This is a genomic window from Duncaniella freteri (genome assembly GCF_004766125.1).
In the GTDB taxonomy this organism is placed as follows: Bacteria; Bacteroidota; Bacteroidia; order Bacteroidales; family Muribaculaceae; genus Duncaniella; species Duncaniella freteri.
This window is the reverse complement of record NZ_SJSA01000002.1, coordinates 664,581-680,930: the sequence shown is the minus strand read 5'-3', so window position 1 is coordinate 680,930 and position 16,350 is coordinate 664,581. Positions and strand designations below refer to the sequence as shown.

At 45.8% G+C, this 16,350-nt stretch carries 16 protein-coding genes; 4 read left to right on the top strand and 12 right to left on the bottom strand.

Translation table 11 applies throughout. The annotated features are described in order from the left end of the window. The first annotated feature begins 371 nt into the window (after positions 1–371). Complete coding sequence (rlmD, locus tag EZ315_RS13075) at positions 372–1,781, top strand: 23S rRNA (uracil(1939)-C(5))-methyltransferase RlmD (protein WP_135472471.1); 1,410 nt, start codon at positions 372–374, stop codon at positions 1,779–1,781. Positions 1,782–2,174: 393 nt separating this feature from the next. Here rlmD and folE read toward each other — a convergent pair whose 3' ends face one another. The 5 genes from folE to EZ315_RS13050 all read right to left on the bottom strand — a co-directional run bounded on the left by folE (position 2,175) and on the right by EZ315_RS13050 (position 6,412). Beyond that, on the bottom strand, positions 2,175–2,765 hold the full coding sequence (gene folE, locus EZ315_RS13070; RefSeq protein WP_135472470.1) for a GTP cyclohydrolase I FolE: 591 nt from the start codon (positions 2,763–2,765) through the stop codon (positions 2,175–2,177). 21 nt (positions 2,766–2,786) lie between these two features. Further along, complete coding sequence (locus EZ315_RS13065) at positions 2,787–3,278, bottom strand: SPOR domain-containing protein (protein WP_135472469.1); 492 nt, start codon at positions 3,276–3,278, stop codon at positions 2,787–2,789. Between the two features lie 125 nt (positions 3,279–3,403). Further along, a complete protein-coding gene (tpiA, locus tag EZ315_RS13060) occupies positions 3,404–4,159 on the bottom strand; it encodes a triose-phosphate isomerase (protein ID WP_135472468.1) in 756 nt (251 codons plus the stop codon). A 127-nt stretch (positions 4,160–4,286) separates the two neighbouring features. Continuing rightward, positions 4,287–5,660, bottom strand: coding sequence for a DNA repair protein RadA (gene radA / locus EZ315_RS13055; protein WP_135472467.1), 1,374 nt, complete (start codon positions 5,658–5,660; stop codon positions 4,287–4,289). Next, positions 5,657–6,412, bottom strand: a complete 756-nt coding sequence (locus EZ315_RS13050; protein WP_135472466.1) for an RNA methyltransferase — start codon at positions 6,410–6,412, stop codon at positions 5,657–5,659. The genes radA and EZ315_RS13050 overlap by 4 nt, the downstream gene beginning before the upstream one ends. Positions 6,413–6,965: 553 nt before the next feature. Between EZ315_RS13050 and EZ315_RS13045 the strand changes: the two genes are divergently transcribed. The 3 genes from EZ315_RS13045 to EZ315_RS13035 all read left to right on the top strand — a co-directional run bounded on the left by EZ315_RS13045 (position 6,966) and on the right by EZ315_RS13035 (position 9,660). Further along, positions 6,966–7,190: a hypothetical protein gene (locus tag EZ315_RS13045; protein WP_242452604.1), complete on the top strand. Its 225-nt coding sequence runs from the start codon at positions 6,966–6,968 to the stop codon at positions 7,188–7,190. 308 nt (positions 7,191–7,498) lie between these two features. Then, positions 7,499–8,908 (top strand): RapZ C-terminal domain-containing protein, encoded by a 1,410-nt coding sequence (locus tag EZ315_RS13040; RefSeq protein WP_135472464.1) that lies wholly within the window; start codon positions 7,499–7,501, stop codon positions 8,906–8,908. Next, entirely contained in the window at positions 8,905–9,660 is a 756-nt protein-coding gene (locus EZ315_RS13035; RefSeq protein WP_135472463.1) for a nucleotidyltransferase family protein, read from the top strand. The genes EZ315_RS13040 and EZ315_RS13035 overlap by 4 nt, the downstream gene beginning before the upstream one ends. Positions 9,661–9,707: 47 nt before the next feature. Here EZ315_RS13035 and EZ315_RS13030 read toward each other — a convergent pair whose 3' ends face one another. From EZ315_RS13030 to EZ315_RS13000, 7 genes are all read right to left on the bottom strand, one after another. After that, positions 9,708–10,487: a glycosyltransferase family 2 protein gene (locus EZ315_RS13030; protein WP_135472462.1), complete on the bottom strand. Its 780-nt coding sequence runs from the start codon at positions 10,485–10,487 to the stop codon at positions 9,708–9,710. Beyond that, complete coding sequence (locus EZ315_RS13025; protein ID WP_135472461.1) at positions 10,484–11,542, bottom strand: glycosyltransferase family 4 protein; 1,059 nt, start codon at positions 11,540–11,542, stop codon at positions 10,484–10,486. The genes EZ315_RS13030 and EZ315_RS13025 overlap by 4 nt, the downstream gene beginning before the upstream one ends. Positions 11,543–11,605: 63 nt before the next feature. Then, positions 11,606–12,817 (bottom strand): hypothetical protein, encoded by a 1,212-nt coding sequence (locus EZ315_RS13020; RefSeq protein WP_135472460.1) that lies wholly within the window; start codon positions 12,815–12,817, stop codon positions 11,606–11,608. Positions 12,818–12,874: 57 nt separating this feature from the next. After that, entirely contained in the window at positions 12,875–13,885 is a 1,011-nt protein-coding gene (locus tag EZ315_RS13015) for a hypothetical protein (protein WP_135472459.1), read from the bottom strand. A 65-nt stretch (positions 13,886–13,950) separates the two neighbouring features. Next, positions 13,951–15,093, bottom strand: a complete 1,143-nt coding sequence (locus EZ315_RS13010) for an NAD-dependent epimerase/dehydratase family protein (RefSeq protein ID WP_135472458.1) — start codon at positions 15,091–15,093, stop codon at positions 13,951–13,953. A gap of 13 nt (positions 15,094–15,106) precedes the next feature. Then, on the bottom strand, positions 15,107–15,604 hold the full coding sequence (locus EZ315_RS13005; protein ID WP_197731918.1) for an acyltransferase: 498 nt from the start codon (positions 15,602–15,604) through the stop codon (positions 15,107–15,109). 119 nt (positions 15,605–15,723) lie between these two features. After that, positions 15,724–16,347 (bottom strand): acyltransferase, encoded by a 624-nt coding sequence (locus EZ315_RS13000; protein WP_135472456.1) that lies wholly within the window; start codon positions 16,345–16,347, stop codon positions 15,724–15,726. Between the last annotated feature and the right edge of the window lie 3 nt (positions 16,348–16,350).

The window sequence follows — 16,350 nt, the reverse complement described above, 5'->3', positions numbered from 1 at the left end:
CGACAAATTTACCCACAAAGGTAATAAAATTTTTCCAATATACCGGCATGTGATGAGGAATTATTTTTTGTTGGAAATGGCGGTGAAGATATGGTTAAAAATAATTAAATTTAATATAAATAGGTTGGCGGAGTATTGCCTATTTTATACTTTTGCGGTAGATAAAACTGTGCATTCTCGTCGGATAATGGCTGAAAAAAGGCTGTTGCCGGCGAAATTTTTTCTGAGTAGACCGGATCTATTTCGCTTAGGGGTGTACAGGCTTCGTAGCACACTAAAGCCGGCGGTGTCACAAGGATTGCTTGGTGATACTGTGTATAGGGTTTTGGAGTCTACTGAGAATATTGAAATCAAATAAATCATTATCATAAATGAGCAGAAAACGTAAGGAACTCCCTGTGCTTGAGGGGGTGGAGATAATTGATGTGGCGGCAGAGGGGAATGCTCTGGCGCGTGTCAACGATATGGTGGTGTTTGTGCCGTTCGGGGCTCCCGGAGATGTGGCGGATGTAAAGCTCGACCGCAAGAAAAGCAGTTATGCCGAGGGGCATATAGAGCGCATGATCAAGCCTTCGGCTATCAGGGAGACTCCGCGCTGCGAGCATTTCGGGATATGCGGCGGATGCCGCTGGCAGCATCTGCCGTATGAGTTTCAGCTACAGTGCAAGCAGAAACAGGTGAAGGATGCTCTTGAAAGGATTGCCAAGATACCGTTCCCTGAGATCACTCCGATACTCGGATCTGAGAGTATATGGGAATACCGTAATAAGATGGAGTATACGTTCTCCTCAAAGATGTGGCTGACATTTGACCAGTTGCGCTCGGGAGAGGAGTTCCCTGACCGCCGTGCCGCTGGTTTTCATATCCCAGGGGCTTTTGATAAAGTGCTCGATATCAACGCCTGCCATTTGCAGGATGATTTGGGGAACCGTATACGCCGGTTCATCAAGGGGTTCGGCAAGGAGAAAGGGCTGGAGTTCTATGACCTGAGGGAGAACCGCGGATTCCTCCGCACTCTTATGATACGCATCGCATCGACCGGAGAGGTGATGGTGGTGATGCAGGTGGGCGAGGACGACCAGGAGAAGATAGGGATGCTTATGGATGCTGTGGCGTCGGAGTTCCCTGAGATAACGTCGCTACAGTATGTGGTCAACACCAAGGTGAACGATACTATCGGTGACCTCGACATTGTGTGCTACAAGGGGCGAGAGTACATCGAGGAGGAGATGGAAGGGCTGCGATTCAGGATAGGTCCGAAATCGTTCTATCAGACCAACTCACGCCAGGCCTACCGCCTGTACAGCGTGGCGAGGGAGTTTGCAAAGCTTAAGGGTGACGAGCTGGTGTATGACCTCTATACGGGGACCGGTACGATAGCTCTTTTCCTTGCTCGTGGATGCCGCCATGTGGTGGGGGTTGAGTATGTGCCTGAGGCAATAGAGGACGCCAAGATAAACGCCGGTGTCAATGGGCTGGATAACACTGAGTTCTATGCCGGAGACATGAAGAATGTGCTCACTTCCGAATTCATTGCAGAGCATGGACGTCCGGATGTGATGATAGTGGACCCTCCTCGTGCGGGTATGCATGAGGATGTGGTGAATGTGATACTTAATGCTGCTCCCGAGAGGATAGTCTATGTGAGCTGCAATCCTGCCACTCAGGCGCGTGACCTGGCTTTGATTCATGAGAAGTATGACGTGGAGGCGGTCCAGCCGGTGGATATGTTCCCTCATACGCAGCATGTCGAGAATGTGGTCGGGCTTAAGCTGAGATAAGGACAGTGGAAATGAAATAATGGGACACCCTCTGCATCGCGCGGAAGGTGTCCCGTAATTATAATCATCAATTCTAATTATCGGTATGCTTTGTGTCTTTATACATCTCAATCATTAGGTGTTGATGGAAAAAGTAAAATGTTTTAGGAGTCAGATTTAGATTAGTGATTGGTTTTTGTCTGTTGAAGTTGCTTATTATTGGCTGTGTACGTTTCTTTTGGTGATACAAAATTAGTGTATCGGACAGCTTCCCGCAATAGCTTTAACTCTATTTGATTAAAGGGTGTGGGGGTTTAACACATCCTTGTGCCAAAAGGGTGTGGACCGAATGAATTTTACTAAAAATAAGTGAATGGGAGAGGGGGATGGTAAGGTTGTGCTAGAGGATGCAGGTTATTTCCCTGAAGCGATTGCGTTGAAGAATTCTTCGCGAAGGGTGGTTGATTCGGTGAATGCTCCGGCGGTCTCGACTGTGGTGGTTGCGGGGAGCTGTTTCTCGACACCGCGCATCTTCATGCAGAGATGGTCGGCAGTGCATGCCACAATGACACCTTTGGCTCCGAGCTTCTTCATCACTATGTCGCATATCTGCGCTGTGAGACGTTCCTGCACCTGTAGGCGTCGGGCATAGAAATCCACAAGCCTGGCAAGTTTGCTGAGCCCTATGGTGCGTCCGTCGGGGATGTATCCGATGGAGACTTTGCCGAAGAACGGTAGTATGTGGTGCTCGCAGAGAGAGTAGAACTCTATGTCGCGGACTATTACCATATTGGACCCTTCGTGGGTGAATATGGCGTCATTGATTATGACATCGGGGTCCTGTCGGTAGCCTCGTGTGGCAAAGGCCATAGCTTTGGCGGCGCGCATCGGGGTCCTGACGAGCCCTTCGCGGGTTATGTCCTCTCCTAAAAGAGAGATGATTGCGGCGTAGTGACGAGCTATCTCTTCGATAGTTTCTTCAGACAGACCTGTTGTGGAGCTCATGGCAAGATATTGTGATGGTGTTTAGTCGTTGGGGAGGCTTATGCGATCGCGTACAACGCGTATCTCCTTGCTGTAGGCAGGGAATGCCTTGCGTAGCTCGTCGGCGGCATCGTTGGCTTCCTGCTGTGTGCGGAAGTCGCCTACCTTAAGCCTCCAATATGGGGATGTGTAGCGCACATATGTCTGGTACTGCGGGAATCGGGCGGAGATGATCCTCTGTTTTGATGCTGCCTCAGCCTTGGCTGTGCGCACGTTGTTGTCGCTGAACACCTGTACCCTGTAGCCTGCCATGCGTCCGCCTATGGGGCGTGAGTGCTCATCGTGGGTCGATTCCTCGTTGTCGGAGTCGACTATGGGCATAAGACGCTTGAGCAGAGCCTCGGGCTGGTTGATGACATTGGATGTCCCGGCTGTGATGTGGTTGACAATGGTGACGGCGACGGCTGTCTCCTCGGCGCGCACGGTAGCGGCAGAGATGACTGTGAGGCATAACGCTATGGGGAGTAGGCGCATAGTGGGGGTGCGGGGTGGTAAGATTTTGATTTGACGGTGAGGCGAGATGAGGAGGTTACGGTGGTGAATTGCAGAGGTGCGACCATAGTGCGGCACCTCTGCAATTGTTATTGGACAGTTATGTGTCAGAATGCGTTGACTATGCCCATGAATGACTCGGCCTGGAGGGCTGCGCCACCGATGAGACCGCCGTCAACGTCGGGTTTTGCGAAAAGTTCCTTTGCATTGGAGGGCTTGCAGCTGCCGCCATATAGGATTGAGGTGTTGTCGGCAACTTCGCATCCGTATTTGTCGGCGATGGTCTTGCGGATGAAAGCATGCATCTCCTGAGCCTGGTCGTCAGTTGCGGTCTTGCCTGTGCCGATCGCCCATACGGGTTCGTAGGCGAGGATGATCTTGCCGAACTCCTCTGCTGAAAGGTTGAAGAGACCTTCTTCGATCTGAGCCTTCACTACGTCGAAGAATGTGCCGTTCTCACGCTCCTCAAGCACTTCGCCTATGCAGAAGATGGGGGTGAGGCTGTTGTCGAGAGCGAGGCGAACTTTCTCGCGGAGAGTCTCGGATGTCTCGCCGTAATACTGGCGACGCTCTGAGTGACCGAGGATCACGTAGTTTGCTCCGGTCGAGGCTACCATGGGGGCGGACACTTCGCCGGTGTATGCGCCGCTCTTGTGGTCGGCACAGTTCTCGGCTCCGAGACCGAGCTTATTCTTGTCGATGACGTTGTTGATGGATGCGAGGTGAGTGAAGGGGACGCAGATGATTACGTCGCACTTGGGTGTGGCAGCAGCGAGGGCGGCGTTTACCTCCTCGGCGAGCTTGATGCCTTCGGGCAGGGTGGTGTTCATCTTCCAGTTGCCTGCAACGATGTTCTTTCTCATTTTTACCTTAAATTAGATATTGGGTTGTTTTTTCGGTGGCAAAATTAGCTAATTTATTCAACTTTCGCAAGAGAGTGAATAGCGAAAAGATCGAGGGAGGGAAAATGAGGGCAGGTGAGAGCTGCTGTCAGGCGAAGAGAGTCCGCAGGGCTTCCTCTACTTTGGCAATTTCGATTATACGTATGCTGAACGAGGAGGTGTCGATGCCTTTGAGATTGCCTCGCGGAATGAGAATGGTGTCCATGCCGAGCTTTTCAGCCTCACGTATGCGCTGCTCTATGCGCCCTACAGGACGGATTTCACCTGATAGCCCTACTTCGCCTGTGATGCATGTGGTGTGTGGTATGGGGATATCGATATTGCTTGAGAGCACTGAGCATATCACCGCAAGATCGAGAGCCGGATCGTTGACTTTAAGGCCACCGGCTATGTTGAGGAACACGTCTTTGGCTGCGAGCTTGAATCCGGCACGTTTTTCGAGGACAGCAAGGAGCATGTTCATACGTTTGGAGTCGAATCCGTTGACCGAACGCTGCGGGGTGCCGTATGCTGCTGTAGAAACGAGGGCCTGGACTTCGATGAGGAATGAGCGGATCCCTTCCATGGTCACGCCGATGGATATTCCCGAGAGGTCCTCGCCGTCGGTGTGGGTGGAGAGAAGCATCTCGGAGGGGTTCTTGACTTCGCGCAGTCCGCGCTGGCACATTTCGTAGATGCCAAGCTCGGATGTGGAGCCGAAGCGGTTTTTGATGGCACGGAGCAGACGGTATATGTGTTGTCCGTCACCTTCGAAGTGTAACACGGCATCAACGATGTGTTCGAGCACTTTGGGTCCTGCGAGGTTGCCGTCCTTGGTGATGTGGCCGATGAGCATTATGGGGACGGAGGACTCCTTGGCGTATTTTAGGAGGCGTGAGGCGCATTCGCGGACCTGGGATACGCTTCCTGCCACGGATTCAAGATCGTCGGAGGCGATGGTCTGGATGGAATCGATGATCACGAGCCCCGGTTGGATGTTGGAGATATGTTCTTCGATATTTTGCAAGGATGTCTCGCAGACAATGAACACGTTTTCGCTCGGACGCCCTATGCGGTCGGCTCTCATCTTGATCTGTTTCGCGCTCTCCTCGCCTGACACGTAGAGTATGGTGCGCGACTTGATGGATAGGATGTTCTGTAGCACGAGGGTTGATTTGCCTATGCCGGGTTCTCCGCCGATGAGTATGATGCTTCCGGGAACGAGACCTCCGCCCAGGACGCGGTTGAGTTCTGAGGATGGCATCTTGATGCGAGGCTCTTCGTCGCTGGCTATTTCCGAGACAGGCACAGGCGAGGATATGCGTGAGCACGAGGAGGGTCCGAGTGTACGAGACTTCTTTTCGGGGCGTATTTTTTCCTCGACCATTGTGTTCCATTCCCCACAGGCCGGGCAACGTCCTGACCATTTCGGTGATTCGGCTCCGCAGCTGTTGCAGAACCATGCTGTCTTGACGGCTTTCATCGTTTTGAACGGAATTTAGAGATGGTTATGGCTGTGGCTATTGCGGCGTTGAGCGACTCGCCTGTGGGACGGTCGGGAGGGAATGACGGAATGGTGAGGCGTGAGGTTACGGTGGAAGCCACAGGGTGTGATATGCCGTTGCCTTCATTGCCTATGATGATGATGCCGCAGTCGGAGAGGGTGGCGGTGTCGATATCGTCTCCGTTGAGAAACGTGCCGTAGACATGCGGCGGGTTCATCTCCTGTATGGTGGACGGTAGATCGCAATAATGGACTGAGACGCGTGATATTGAGCCCATTGTGGCTTGTATTACTTTTGGGGAGTAGCAGTCGGCTGTCTCGCGCGAGCATATTATGTCGGTGATTCCGTACCAGTCGGCTACGCGTATGATGGTGCCGAGGTTTCCGGGGTCCTGAATGGTGTCGAGGGCGAGAACGAGGGCTGATGAGGCACAGCCGGGGTCGAGAGTCCGCTGTGGTATGTCGTAGACTGCGATGACATCGGCAGGAGTAGTGAGAGAGGACATCCTGCGCAGGTCGGCGCGTGATGCCTTGACTGACAGGGGTGTTGATGCCTCGGGATGCTCTATGAGCCATTCTTCGGTGGCATAGAGAGCACGAAGGCTGAAATGGGGGAGGGTGTCAAGGACGCATTTTGTGCCCTCGGCTTTAAAGCCTCCTTCCTTGCGGCGGTGTTTACGCTCGTCAAGCGAAGCCACATATCTGCATATATTATTGGTGATAGTTTCCACAATGCAAAATTAAGGAAATTTTCATAGCCGCCAAAATAGAGTGTGCAACGGCAGGGGGTATCGTTTAGAGAGCCGAACATTATTTCACTAACGAGCGACATTTTATTGCCGATGATTTTATGAATAGTTTGATGATGTTTAACAAAAGGTAGAATGTAAATATGGGGCATAAAACGAAATGTGCATAATTGAATGTTGGAAGTTTGATGGTTATTTTGGTATGAATAAGAGAGTTATGTTTTATTTCGTGTACATTTTGTTTCAAAACGAAACGTGCAATTTTTTACATGGCTTTTACATACCTTTTACAAAGAATGGGTTTTAGAGGGGAGATCGGAATAAATTTTTTACATCGCGATAAAATATTGCCTGTTTTAATGATCTCGGTGCTGATTCTAATGTGATATTGGCTGTCATCGGCGGGAGGATAAGGGGGGTGGGATGAGTGGGAGTTTTGTGTGGGTGTATGATTTATATTTGTTTAGATTATTCCATATAATGATTATTCTGCATATTTGCGGTGTAATTATAGGTTAAGGCAAAGGTTATTCATGTGCATCAGACAAAGCCGATAGAAGGATCGAGGCAGAGGTACTGGTATTTCAGCAGCATCTCTGCGGTGTATACTGTGCTGTCGGCTGAACAGGTGGGCGCAAGCAAGGGTTATCTGCTTCATGCAGGTCTTTCAGGGAATGGGTCAATTATGACTAAACACGCTATAATCAAGCAGTCTACGCTTATTTCAAAAGTGATAAGGGGGCTGGCTGAACGGCTTTAGAAAGGAGATATAACGATATTGGAAGGGTGTCATCGAAAAAGGCTCGATGGCACCCTGATTTTATGTCGTAACTTGCAGTTTTAAGCCAAATTTTAGGGTTAGACGGTCGCTTAATTCAACGGTCGGTTATACTTACCATGTCGATTTTTTGTAACTTTGTGCGGCTAAATGGCTGATTGTTTTATTGTCGATTTTGCAGAATCCTTATATCGAACTCACGTTAAATACAGGGAAGCTAAATATTGTGAGTGAAAATTTTTGATTTTTGTTGTTTCTGGTTTACAGTATGACCAAAAATCGTTATTTTTGTGGATATGAAACAGCTGAATGAACTATATAGAAGATATACCGGCAAGGATGCTGCGCAAGTGAAGCTGCTTACTCCTGCCGGATCGAGCAGGAAGTATTACAGGCTTTCCGGCGGAGACGGAGAGGTGTCGCTGATAGGTGTGGCAGGCACTGACTGTAAGGAGAATGAGGCTTTCATTTATCTTTCGCGACATTTTTATGAGAAAGGCTTGCCTGTGCCCAGGGTGATTGCTGTGAGCGATGACGGAATGTGCTATCTTGAGAGCGATCTCGGGGATGTGTCGTTGTTTGCGCTAAAGGGTGATGAGGGCCTGCTTGAGAAGGCTGTGAGGACGCTTGCTCGATTTCATTATGAGGGGTCGGACGGGATGGATTATACGAAGTGTTTTCCGGTGGATGCTTTTGACCGCCAGTCGGTGATGTGGGACCTCAACTATTTCAAATATTCGTTTCTTAACACTTCAGGCATCTCTTACAGCGAGCCGAGGCTTGAGGCGGATATGGTGAGGCTTGCAGAGGATGTGGACCGTGTCACAAGGGACGAGAGCCGGTTTATGCTTCGCGATTTTCAGTCGCGCAATGTGATGGTGAAAGACGGAGAGGTGTACTTTATTGACTATCAGGGGGGACGACGTGGGCCTTCGGCTTATGATCTGGCTTCTTTTCTGTGGCAGGCAAAGGCCGGTTTTTCACATGAGTTGCGCGAGAGGCTGATTGAAGTGTATGCCGATGAAGCTCGCAGATATGATGATGTGGATGCGGAGATGCTGAAACAGCAGGTGAGGAGCATGGCTCTCATACGTACGCTGCAGGTGCTGGGGGCATATGGGCTGAGGGGACGGTTTGAGCGGAAGCCGCATTTCCTACAGAGCATTCCGCTTGCGCTTGGCAATCTGAGGTCTCTTCTGGATGAGGGGATAGGGGATTACCCTTATCTCAATGAGATGTTGCCGAGGCTGATTGAGGCAGGCAAAGGGATCGGCGTGGGTGACGACGGTTTCGAAGGGCTGACAGTGAGGGTGAGCAGTTTCTCTTTCAAAAAAGGTATTCCTGAGGATCCTTCCGGGAATGGCGGAGGATATGTGTTTGATTGCCGGGCCATGGATAATCCTGGACGGTATGAGGAGTACAGAAGCCTGACAGGGCTTGACCGTGAGGTGATTGAGTTTCTGGAAGCCAAAGGGGAGATAGGCCGTTTCCTTGATTCATGTCACAGCCTTGTGGATGCTGCTGTCGGCAACTATCTGAACCGCGGGTTCAATTCGCTTATGGTGAGCTACGGATGCACTGGCGGACAGCACAGGAGCGTATATTCGGCTCAGCATACGGCGGAGCATATCAAAGAGAGGTTCCCTCAGGTGAGGGTGTTGCTGTGCCATAGGGAACAGGGTATAGAGGTGACTTTATGAAGGCTATGATATTTGCTGCGGGCCTGGGTACACGCCTGGCTCCGCTCACGGATAGTTGTCCGAAGGCTCTGATTGAGGTAGGAGGAAAACCTATGCTCAGGCGCGTGATAGAGCGGTTGCGAGATGCCGGAGTGGGGGAGATGGTGGTGAATGTGCACCATCATGCCGATATGATCAGGAGGTATCTTGAGGAGAATGATTTTGGAGTGAGGGTGATGATAAGCGATGAGAGCGACATGCTGCTTGATACAGGCGGTGGCGTAGCTCGTGCATCAATCCTGCTTGAGGGTGATGAGCCTGTGATGCTGTATAATGCTGATATATTTACTGATTTCCCGATTGCAGAAATGGTGGCTGTACATGAGAGATCAGGGGCTGATGTGACGCTTCTTGCAGATAGCCGCGCTACCTCAAGGTATCTTATGTTTGATGAAGCGGGTTATATGCGAGGGTGGAAAAATGTCAGGACCGGAGAGGTGAGATCCCCTTTCCCTAAGGAGGTTACGGATAGATGTAGACTGTTGGCATTCGGGGGGATACACATCATCAGCCAGTCGGCGATGAGGGATATAAGCGGATACCGTCCGGGGGAAAAGTTTTCGATAACCCCATTCTATATAGACCGATGCGGGGTGCTTTCGATCCAAGCCTATACCCCGACATCTCCCTACAAGTGGATAGATATAGGCAAGCCCGAGACATTGCAGCAGGCAAGGGAAGAATATATCTCTTTCAAAAAACGCACAGAGTGATGCCGATTGTGCATCACTCTGTGCGCAGCTAAATAGCAGTCATATCGTCATGTGCTCACATGCAAGAGTCTCAATATCTTTTCGATTATCCTGTCGGCATATCTTATCCCTTCAAGGAATATGCATGAGTGCACGTTGTTCTTTCTGTAAGCCCTCATGTGGTCCGCAAAGATCCTTTTATGACTTTCAAGCCCGGATGTCGACACTCCTCCGACCCTCATGGTGACAAAATCTTTGCTGACATATCTTATGGCTATCCTGTTTATGAATATCAGCCGCAGCAACTGTTCGAAATCAGCGGCGACTTTAAATGAGGTGTCAAATTCTCCATACAGGCTGTAGACCCTGCGTCGGCAGTAGAACGACGGATGCGCAGGCATGTATCCCATACGCATCTTCCATGGACGGAATGCCCTGGAACTGTAATAACGGATGCATCTGTCAAGATCGGGGTCCTTCACATAGTGAATGTCGCCGTATACTGCGTCAAAGCCTTCGATCTCTCGTTCCACTGTGGAAAGTATGTCGTTCGAGGTATAGAAGTCGTCGGAGTTCAGTATCCCTATCACATCGCCTGTCGCCATGGCTATGCCCTTGTTCATCGCGTCATACAGCCCGCTGTCCTTCTCGGATACTATCACCAGTGATTTCCCGGCATCCGCATACCTCTGGCGGAAACTCCCGGCAATCTCCAGAGTGTTATCACTGCTGCCACCGTCCTTGATAATGTGTTCAACGTCATTGTGAGTCTGACTGAGGACGCTTTCCAATGTGTCACGAAGTGTCGCGCCACTATTGAAAGTGGCGGTGATGATGGAGATTTTCATCGGGCTATATTCAATAATCGATTGTAAAGACAGATGTAATCATTCGCCATTTTTTCCCAGGAGAAACGTTTAGAGTTCTCCAATCCGTCTGTTATGGTCTGGTTGCGCAAAGACGTATCATGCAGCCTTGACAGCATCCATTTGAATTCAGATTCGTCAAGCCGGTCCATCATGCCCCATGTGTTTCCCATTACTTCTGGAATTGATGATGATTTCAAGGCAATTACCGGACATCCTGCTCTCTGTGCCTCCAGTACCGGGATGCCGAATCCTTCATAGGAAGAGGGGTATGCGAGGCAATGCACGGAATTATATATTCTGTTCAGTTCTGTATTGTCGGGGTGTTTTATAAAATCGTATCGACCTGGGATATGGGTGTCAAGAGATTTTTTCTCAGCCATTGTTATTTCTGCGCCACATATCAGCAATCGATAATCAGTGCCTGACAATGCCTTTACAACGAATTCAAAATTTTTGTAACCGCTTCTTCCTCCTATGAATAATACCGAATTCCTGTATCTGTCATAAGGTTTGTGTTGTATTGGACGATAGTCATCGGACACGCCATTGTAAATCACATGGATCTTACTCGGATCGATGTCAGGGACAATCCTCAACAGGTCATTTTTCGTGTTCTCGCTTACACATACCACGGCATCGCTATGGGAGATGGCTCTCTTGTTGAGGTAGAGCCTTAGTTTGTTACGGACAGACTTCGCCTGAAAGAAATCGGTGAAGTCATGAAGGGTGGTAACAGTTATAGCGTCAGGGTTTGAGCACAGTCTGAAATATGATGAATGGAATATGAATGGTCTATGTTCCCTGATGTCTACTTTTTGAAATTGGGAGAGGATTCGGTTAAAATGACGAGAGTTGATTATGTCTTGATGTGCTATCTCAACCTGTTTTCGGAATATATTGTCTAAGGCATCAGGGTATTCTATGAACTTTGCGTCAATATTCTGTCTGATTACCTCAGAAATCAGGTTTTGCCAAACCGCAGAGATCCCACCTGCTTTCTGAAGAGAAAAAATAATATTGTCAAAAAATAACATGTCTTTTCAATATACTGTATAATTGGGTAGAGACCCTAATCTATAATAATAGAAGCAGTTAAATTATATGTGTGTTGTGACATTACAGGAGAGATGTTTTTTTATTAAAATTTTATCTGAACAATAGATAATATTGCCAATCACAAAGCCTATTAGCGAATTACTGAACGGCATTGCATTTAATAAAACTATTAAAAACATCAAACAAAAGAGAAAAGAAGACTGTCTTTTTCTTCCAATAATGATAAAATCATGTATAATTATATATACTAACAGTATTGCTATAAAACCCAACTCAAAAAATATGGATCCAAATCCACTCATTATTCTTGAATTATTTCTAAAAAATGAAATGTATTCAGAGAACTCCCCACTATTATAAATCGTATTCAGATATTCCTGAAAATTGCCATAAAAATGAGGCAATCCATAATTTGTACAAAAACCGTGAATAGGGAAAAATGCGTGCGTAAATCGCTCATTAACACTATCGTCAGAAGTTATAAATAATGCTGGATTCTCAATAAATAATGAAAGCAATTTGCCTACTCGATACTGTGTAATATAAGGTAATAATATTGGGACTATAATAACCATTATTGCTGTAACAATTATAACAGACATAAAAGAGGCTAGATTACGTCTCATCAAAATAAATATGCAATAGACCATGATTGCAAATCCTCCAAACATTATTATTGTAGCAGAACGCGATAGCAGAACTATTTGTATTAGAAGTAGGATTTGAATTCTTTTATATTCTTTTTCATTACTGAAATTAAGGAAACAAATAATTGAAAACAGGACACAAATAATTGCATAAAATGTTGGTTCTGGTGCCAATGCGCTCATACCTCTATCCCCATATCCAACCCATAGACGAGAAATAAGAAAAGAGCCAAATGGCCTATATACAAATTGCTGAACAAGTCCAAATACTAACCATACATATACACATTTTTTAAAGAGATTGAACGAAAAAGATTCTCTGTCAGATAATACAATATATGTAGCCCAGGCAATAATAAAGATGGAGATATAGTTAACAAGAGATCTAATTGAATTAAAATCAAAAGGAGAAAAAAAGAATATAAATATAGATGTTATAGCAATCAAAAAAAGCATAAATAAATCTTTATTTAACTTCCAAGATTTATTCAGAAAAACTATTAATCCTCCAAATATAAGCCCATATGGTTGACTGTCAGTCGACAACGGTACAATCTGTATATATGGAAAAAAACAGAAAAATAAAAAAATATATTTCAAAGCCATATATTCCTTTACAACTGAGGAATGATTTTGAACATAGAATAGATTAATTGGTTTTATCTATTTGAATACAATCATATCATTAATTTTCTTCATATTTAATATAATCTTTATCCAATTATCAATTCTTAATTTTTCCAATATTGTATTATTTGGTTTATCACTGCTATAGTTTTGTGATATTGCTTCAGTATTGATAATTGGATTATATCGATCAATGACAATTATATTTGGATTATTCTGAAATAAGACATCATTTTTAATTTTAAAATTTGTTGTGATAATTTTTTTCTGATAGCCCAATCCTTGAATTGTTCGATTAGTCAAACCACTTTGTTCTGGAATTTCAATATCTATAATACATCGAGATGCATTAATAATGTTTTGTGCTACTATTGGATCTACATAATTGAATGAAATTATTGGATCAATAATTTTTCCATACAAAAGATCATATCGATAATCAATTTGTCCTCGATTTTTTAATTTAAATAATAGATGTTTTATATACTCAATTATGTTTGAACCTCGGTTTGTGATGATAATTTTGAAATAATAATTAATCCCATTATTTCTACAATATTTTTCAATTTTCTTAATGACCTCATATCTATCACTATGGAGCTTCCCAATAAAGCTAAGATCGTACTTTATCTCAGAATGGTTGCCATTTTTGTTTTCAACCCAAAACAACGGTAGATAATCAATATTATATTTGATGGAATCCTGATAATCAAAAGTGTAAACTTTATCAAAGAATGGAAATAAACAATTAAATCTAAAAGTTTTCAAAGAATCCCATAAGTATAATATACATTTGATGTTTGGATTTAATGTCTTTATTTTTTTTAATAGGATTGGATCTATAGACCAACCATTAATGCATAATAAATAATCCCATTCTTTATCCCATTGATCAAACTGTGAGTGATATTTTATATTTAAATTATTTAATTTATAATAGCACTTTCGTATGATTCTAAAAGATGATTTGATAAAATTAGGATTGAATTTTTGACATTGATCATAAATGATCTCAACATATGCTCCTTGTATCTCTAATTCATTCATTATTTGTGAATCTAATGGTGCGAATTTTGGAACTACAAGCAGTATTCTCTTTCCACTTATAGATGTCATTTATACAGTCCTTTATCTTTCATTTCTTTGATCGATTCATCGTATCTGTCCTCCTGTACACTCTGTGAGTCTACCCATGAGGCGAATCGAGAGATGCCTGTTGGGAAGTCGACCTTGGGCTGGAATCCAAGTATCTCCCGGGCCAGGGTGATGTCAGCATAGTTGTGACGGATGTCGCCGAGTCGGTAATTGCCTGACACACGGAGCGGGACCTCTGTCCCATAGCTCTCCATGAGCGTCCTGGCAACAGTCAGCACATCGGTGGCTACACCAGTCCCGACATTGAACACATGGCCTGCTGCCCTGGGGACTTCGATGCCTCGGATCGTGGCGTCGACGACATCATCGATGTACACAAAGTCCCTGGTCTCAAGTCCGTCCTCGAATATATTGATCTCATTGCCATTCTTTATGCGAGTGGAGAATATGGAGAGGATGCCGGTGTAGGGGTTGGACAAAGACTGGCCAGGACCGTAGACATTCTGATACCGGAATGTGACCGCATCAATTCCTATCGCCTTGCAGCAGAGATGTATAAGCTGTCCCTGGACCTGTTTTGTGATCCCATACACACTTGTGGGATGGATAGCCGAATCCTCAGTGGTGGCCACAAGCTCCAGCGGTGTGTCACAGCCCTTGAACTTGACCTCGAAATCGCCGTTTGACATATCCTCGTCTGTGCGCTCGTCGGGGTATACGTATGAATTTAGGTCGGGCGACCAGTAACGTCCCTCTCCGTATATGGCCCTGCTCTCCGCGGCAACTACCCGTTTGACGTCCAGGGTCCTGACGTTGGTCAGGATGTCGAGCATGATAGCTGTGCCGCCGATATTGGTGTTAACGTAGTTCTCAATATCATACATCGACTGTCCGGTGCCGGTCTCTGCTGCCAGATGCAGCACCGTATCAATCCCATCGAGAGCCCTGAGCCAGTCTTCACGTGATGTGACAGAGCCTCTGATGAAGTCGACCTTCCCGATTATCGACCTGTAAAGAGGGGAGGTCTCCTCGGGATTGTCCCCATGAATCTGCTTTGAGAGGTTGTCAAGAACTCTTACATAGTAGCCCTTTTCAATGAGCTTGAGTGCCACATTGGAGCCTATGAACCCAGCTCCTCCGGTTATAAGTATATTCTTCATATCTGGTTGTTTCCTATTTGAAATGTCCGTCAGGAGTGGTCTTTCGCCACTCCCTGCTATCGAAATCATATCTCTTTATTATTCTTGCCGGTATGCCGGCTGCAACGCAATAATCCGGGATGTCCTTTGTGACAACCGCATTCGCCCCGATGACACAATGCCTGCCGATGTTTGCCCCGAGAACTGAGACTCCCACCCCCAACCATGATCCCTCTCCGATGCGCACCCCGTCGCCATTCTGCACGATAGGCTGCCGGTGTATGGGAGTGCCTATGTCCTCATAGCCGTGAAGATTGTCCGATATGTACACCCGGTCGGCGGTCAGCACGTCTTTCTCTATTATTATGGATCTTGTTGCATAGATCTCATTGAAGTGACCGATGATGCAGCTGTCATGAATCTCAAGACGGCAATCGTGAGCACCTGTCAGGGGTTCGGCCGCAAGCCAGCTCCTGTACTGTATAATGACATTCGAACCGATTGAAATACCCCCCCCGCCAATGATTTGCAATGGTTTATGTATCAGAGAATTATTACCAAAATGTGACAGCCTGAACTTCCATTTAAAGGACATAATTCGTTTATATATCCCAAGATGGATTTGATTTAAATTATACATTGCAACTTAGATTATATAAATATTCCATTGGGAGATGTTTTTCTCCATTGTTTTTTTGTAAAGTCGTATCTTTTTACAATTCTGGCAGGCACCCCGACTATTATTGAGAAATCAGGAAAGATGCCTTTCACAACAGAGTTTGCTCCCACAACACAATGGTCTCCAATAATAGTCCCCTGAAGGATAACAGCGTTATTGTATATTTTACAATCTTTGCCTATTCTTACTGGCTTTACGATAAGATCTTGACTCTCTATCGGAATGCTGATATCAGTGTATGGATGATCAATATCCGTAACTGTAACATTATTTGCCAATGCTGTATTTGATCCGATTTCAATTCTTTGTGCACAAGTAATATGGCAATTCTGTTGAACAGAGACACCAGAGTGTAAAATTATAGATGGAATATAGTTCTGAGATCCATAATGGGATATTCCTTCAACTCTGCAATTCGAGAATATGGATACATTTTCCTTAAGGGTGATAAATTTCTTTGTAAATCTTATCGGTCGATATATTATCGTTTTCCCAGAAGATTCTTTATTGAATAAAGAAAAATATATGCCTCGTAGATGAGGAATGAAAGATCCATTATATATGGATGAAAATATAGAGCAAATAATGTTACTCATTTT

What these genes read in the sequence shown, in the direction of transcription:
- EZ315_RS13020 (WP_135472460.1), bottom strand. Translation starts at nt 12,817, where the DNA reads ATGGCTTTGAAATATATTTTTTTATTTTTCTGTTTTTTTCCATATATA.
- radA (WP_135472467.1), bottom strand. Translation starts at nt 5,660, where the DNA reads ATGAAAGCCGTCAAGACAGCATGGTTCTGCAACAGCTGCGGAGCCGAA.
- EZ315_RS13065 (WP_135472469.1), bottom strand. Translation starts at nt 3,278, where the DNA reads ATGCGCCTACTCCCCATAGCGTTATGCCTCACAGTCATCTCTGCCGCT.
- EZ315_RS13000 (WP_135472456.1), bottom strand. Translation starts at nt 16,347, where the DNA reads ATGAGTAACATTATTTGCTCTATATTTTCATCCATATATAATGGATCT.
- tpiA (WP_135472468.1), bottom strand. Translation starts at nt 4,159, where the DNA reads ATGAGAAAGAACATCGTTGCAGGCAACTGGAAGATGAACACCACCCTG.
- EZ315_RS13015 (WP_135472459.1), bottom strand. Translation starts at nt 13,885, where the DNA reads ATGAATGAATTAGAGATACAAGGAGCATATGTTGAGATCATTTATGAT.
- rlmD (WP_135472471.1), top strand. Translation starts at nt 372, where the DNA reads ATGAGCAGAAAACGTAAGGAACTCCCTGTGCTTGAGGGGGTGGAGATA.
- EZ315_RS13030 (WP_135472462.1), bottom strand. Translation starts at nt 10,487, where the DNA reads ATGAAAATCTCCATCATCACCGCCACTTTCAATAGTGGCGCGACACTT.
- EZ315_RS13010 (WP_135472458.1), bottom strand. Translation starts at nt 15,093, where the DNA reads ATGAAGAATATACTTATAACCGGAGGAGCTGGGTTCATAGGCTCCAAT.
- folE (WP_135472470.1), bottom strand. Translation starts at nt 2,765, where the DNA reads ATGAGCTCCACAACAGGTCTGTCTGAAGAAACTATCGAAGAGATAGCT.
- EZ315_RS13025 (WP_135472461.1), bottom strand. Translation starts at nt 11,542, where the DNA reads ATGTTATTTTTTGACAATATTATTTTTTCTCTTCAGAAAGCAGGTGGG.
- EZ315_RS13035 (WP_135472463.1), top strand. Translation starts at nt 8,905, where the DNA reads ATGAAGGCTATGATATTTGCTGCGGGCCTGGGTACACGCCTGGCTCCG.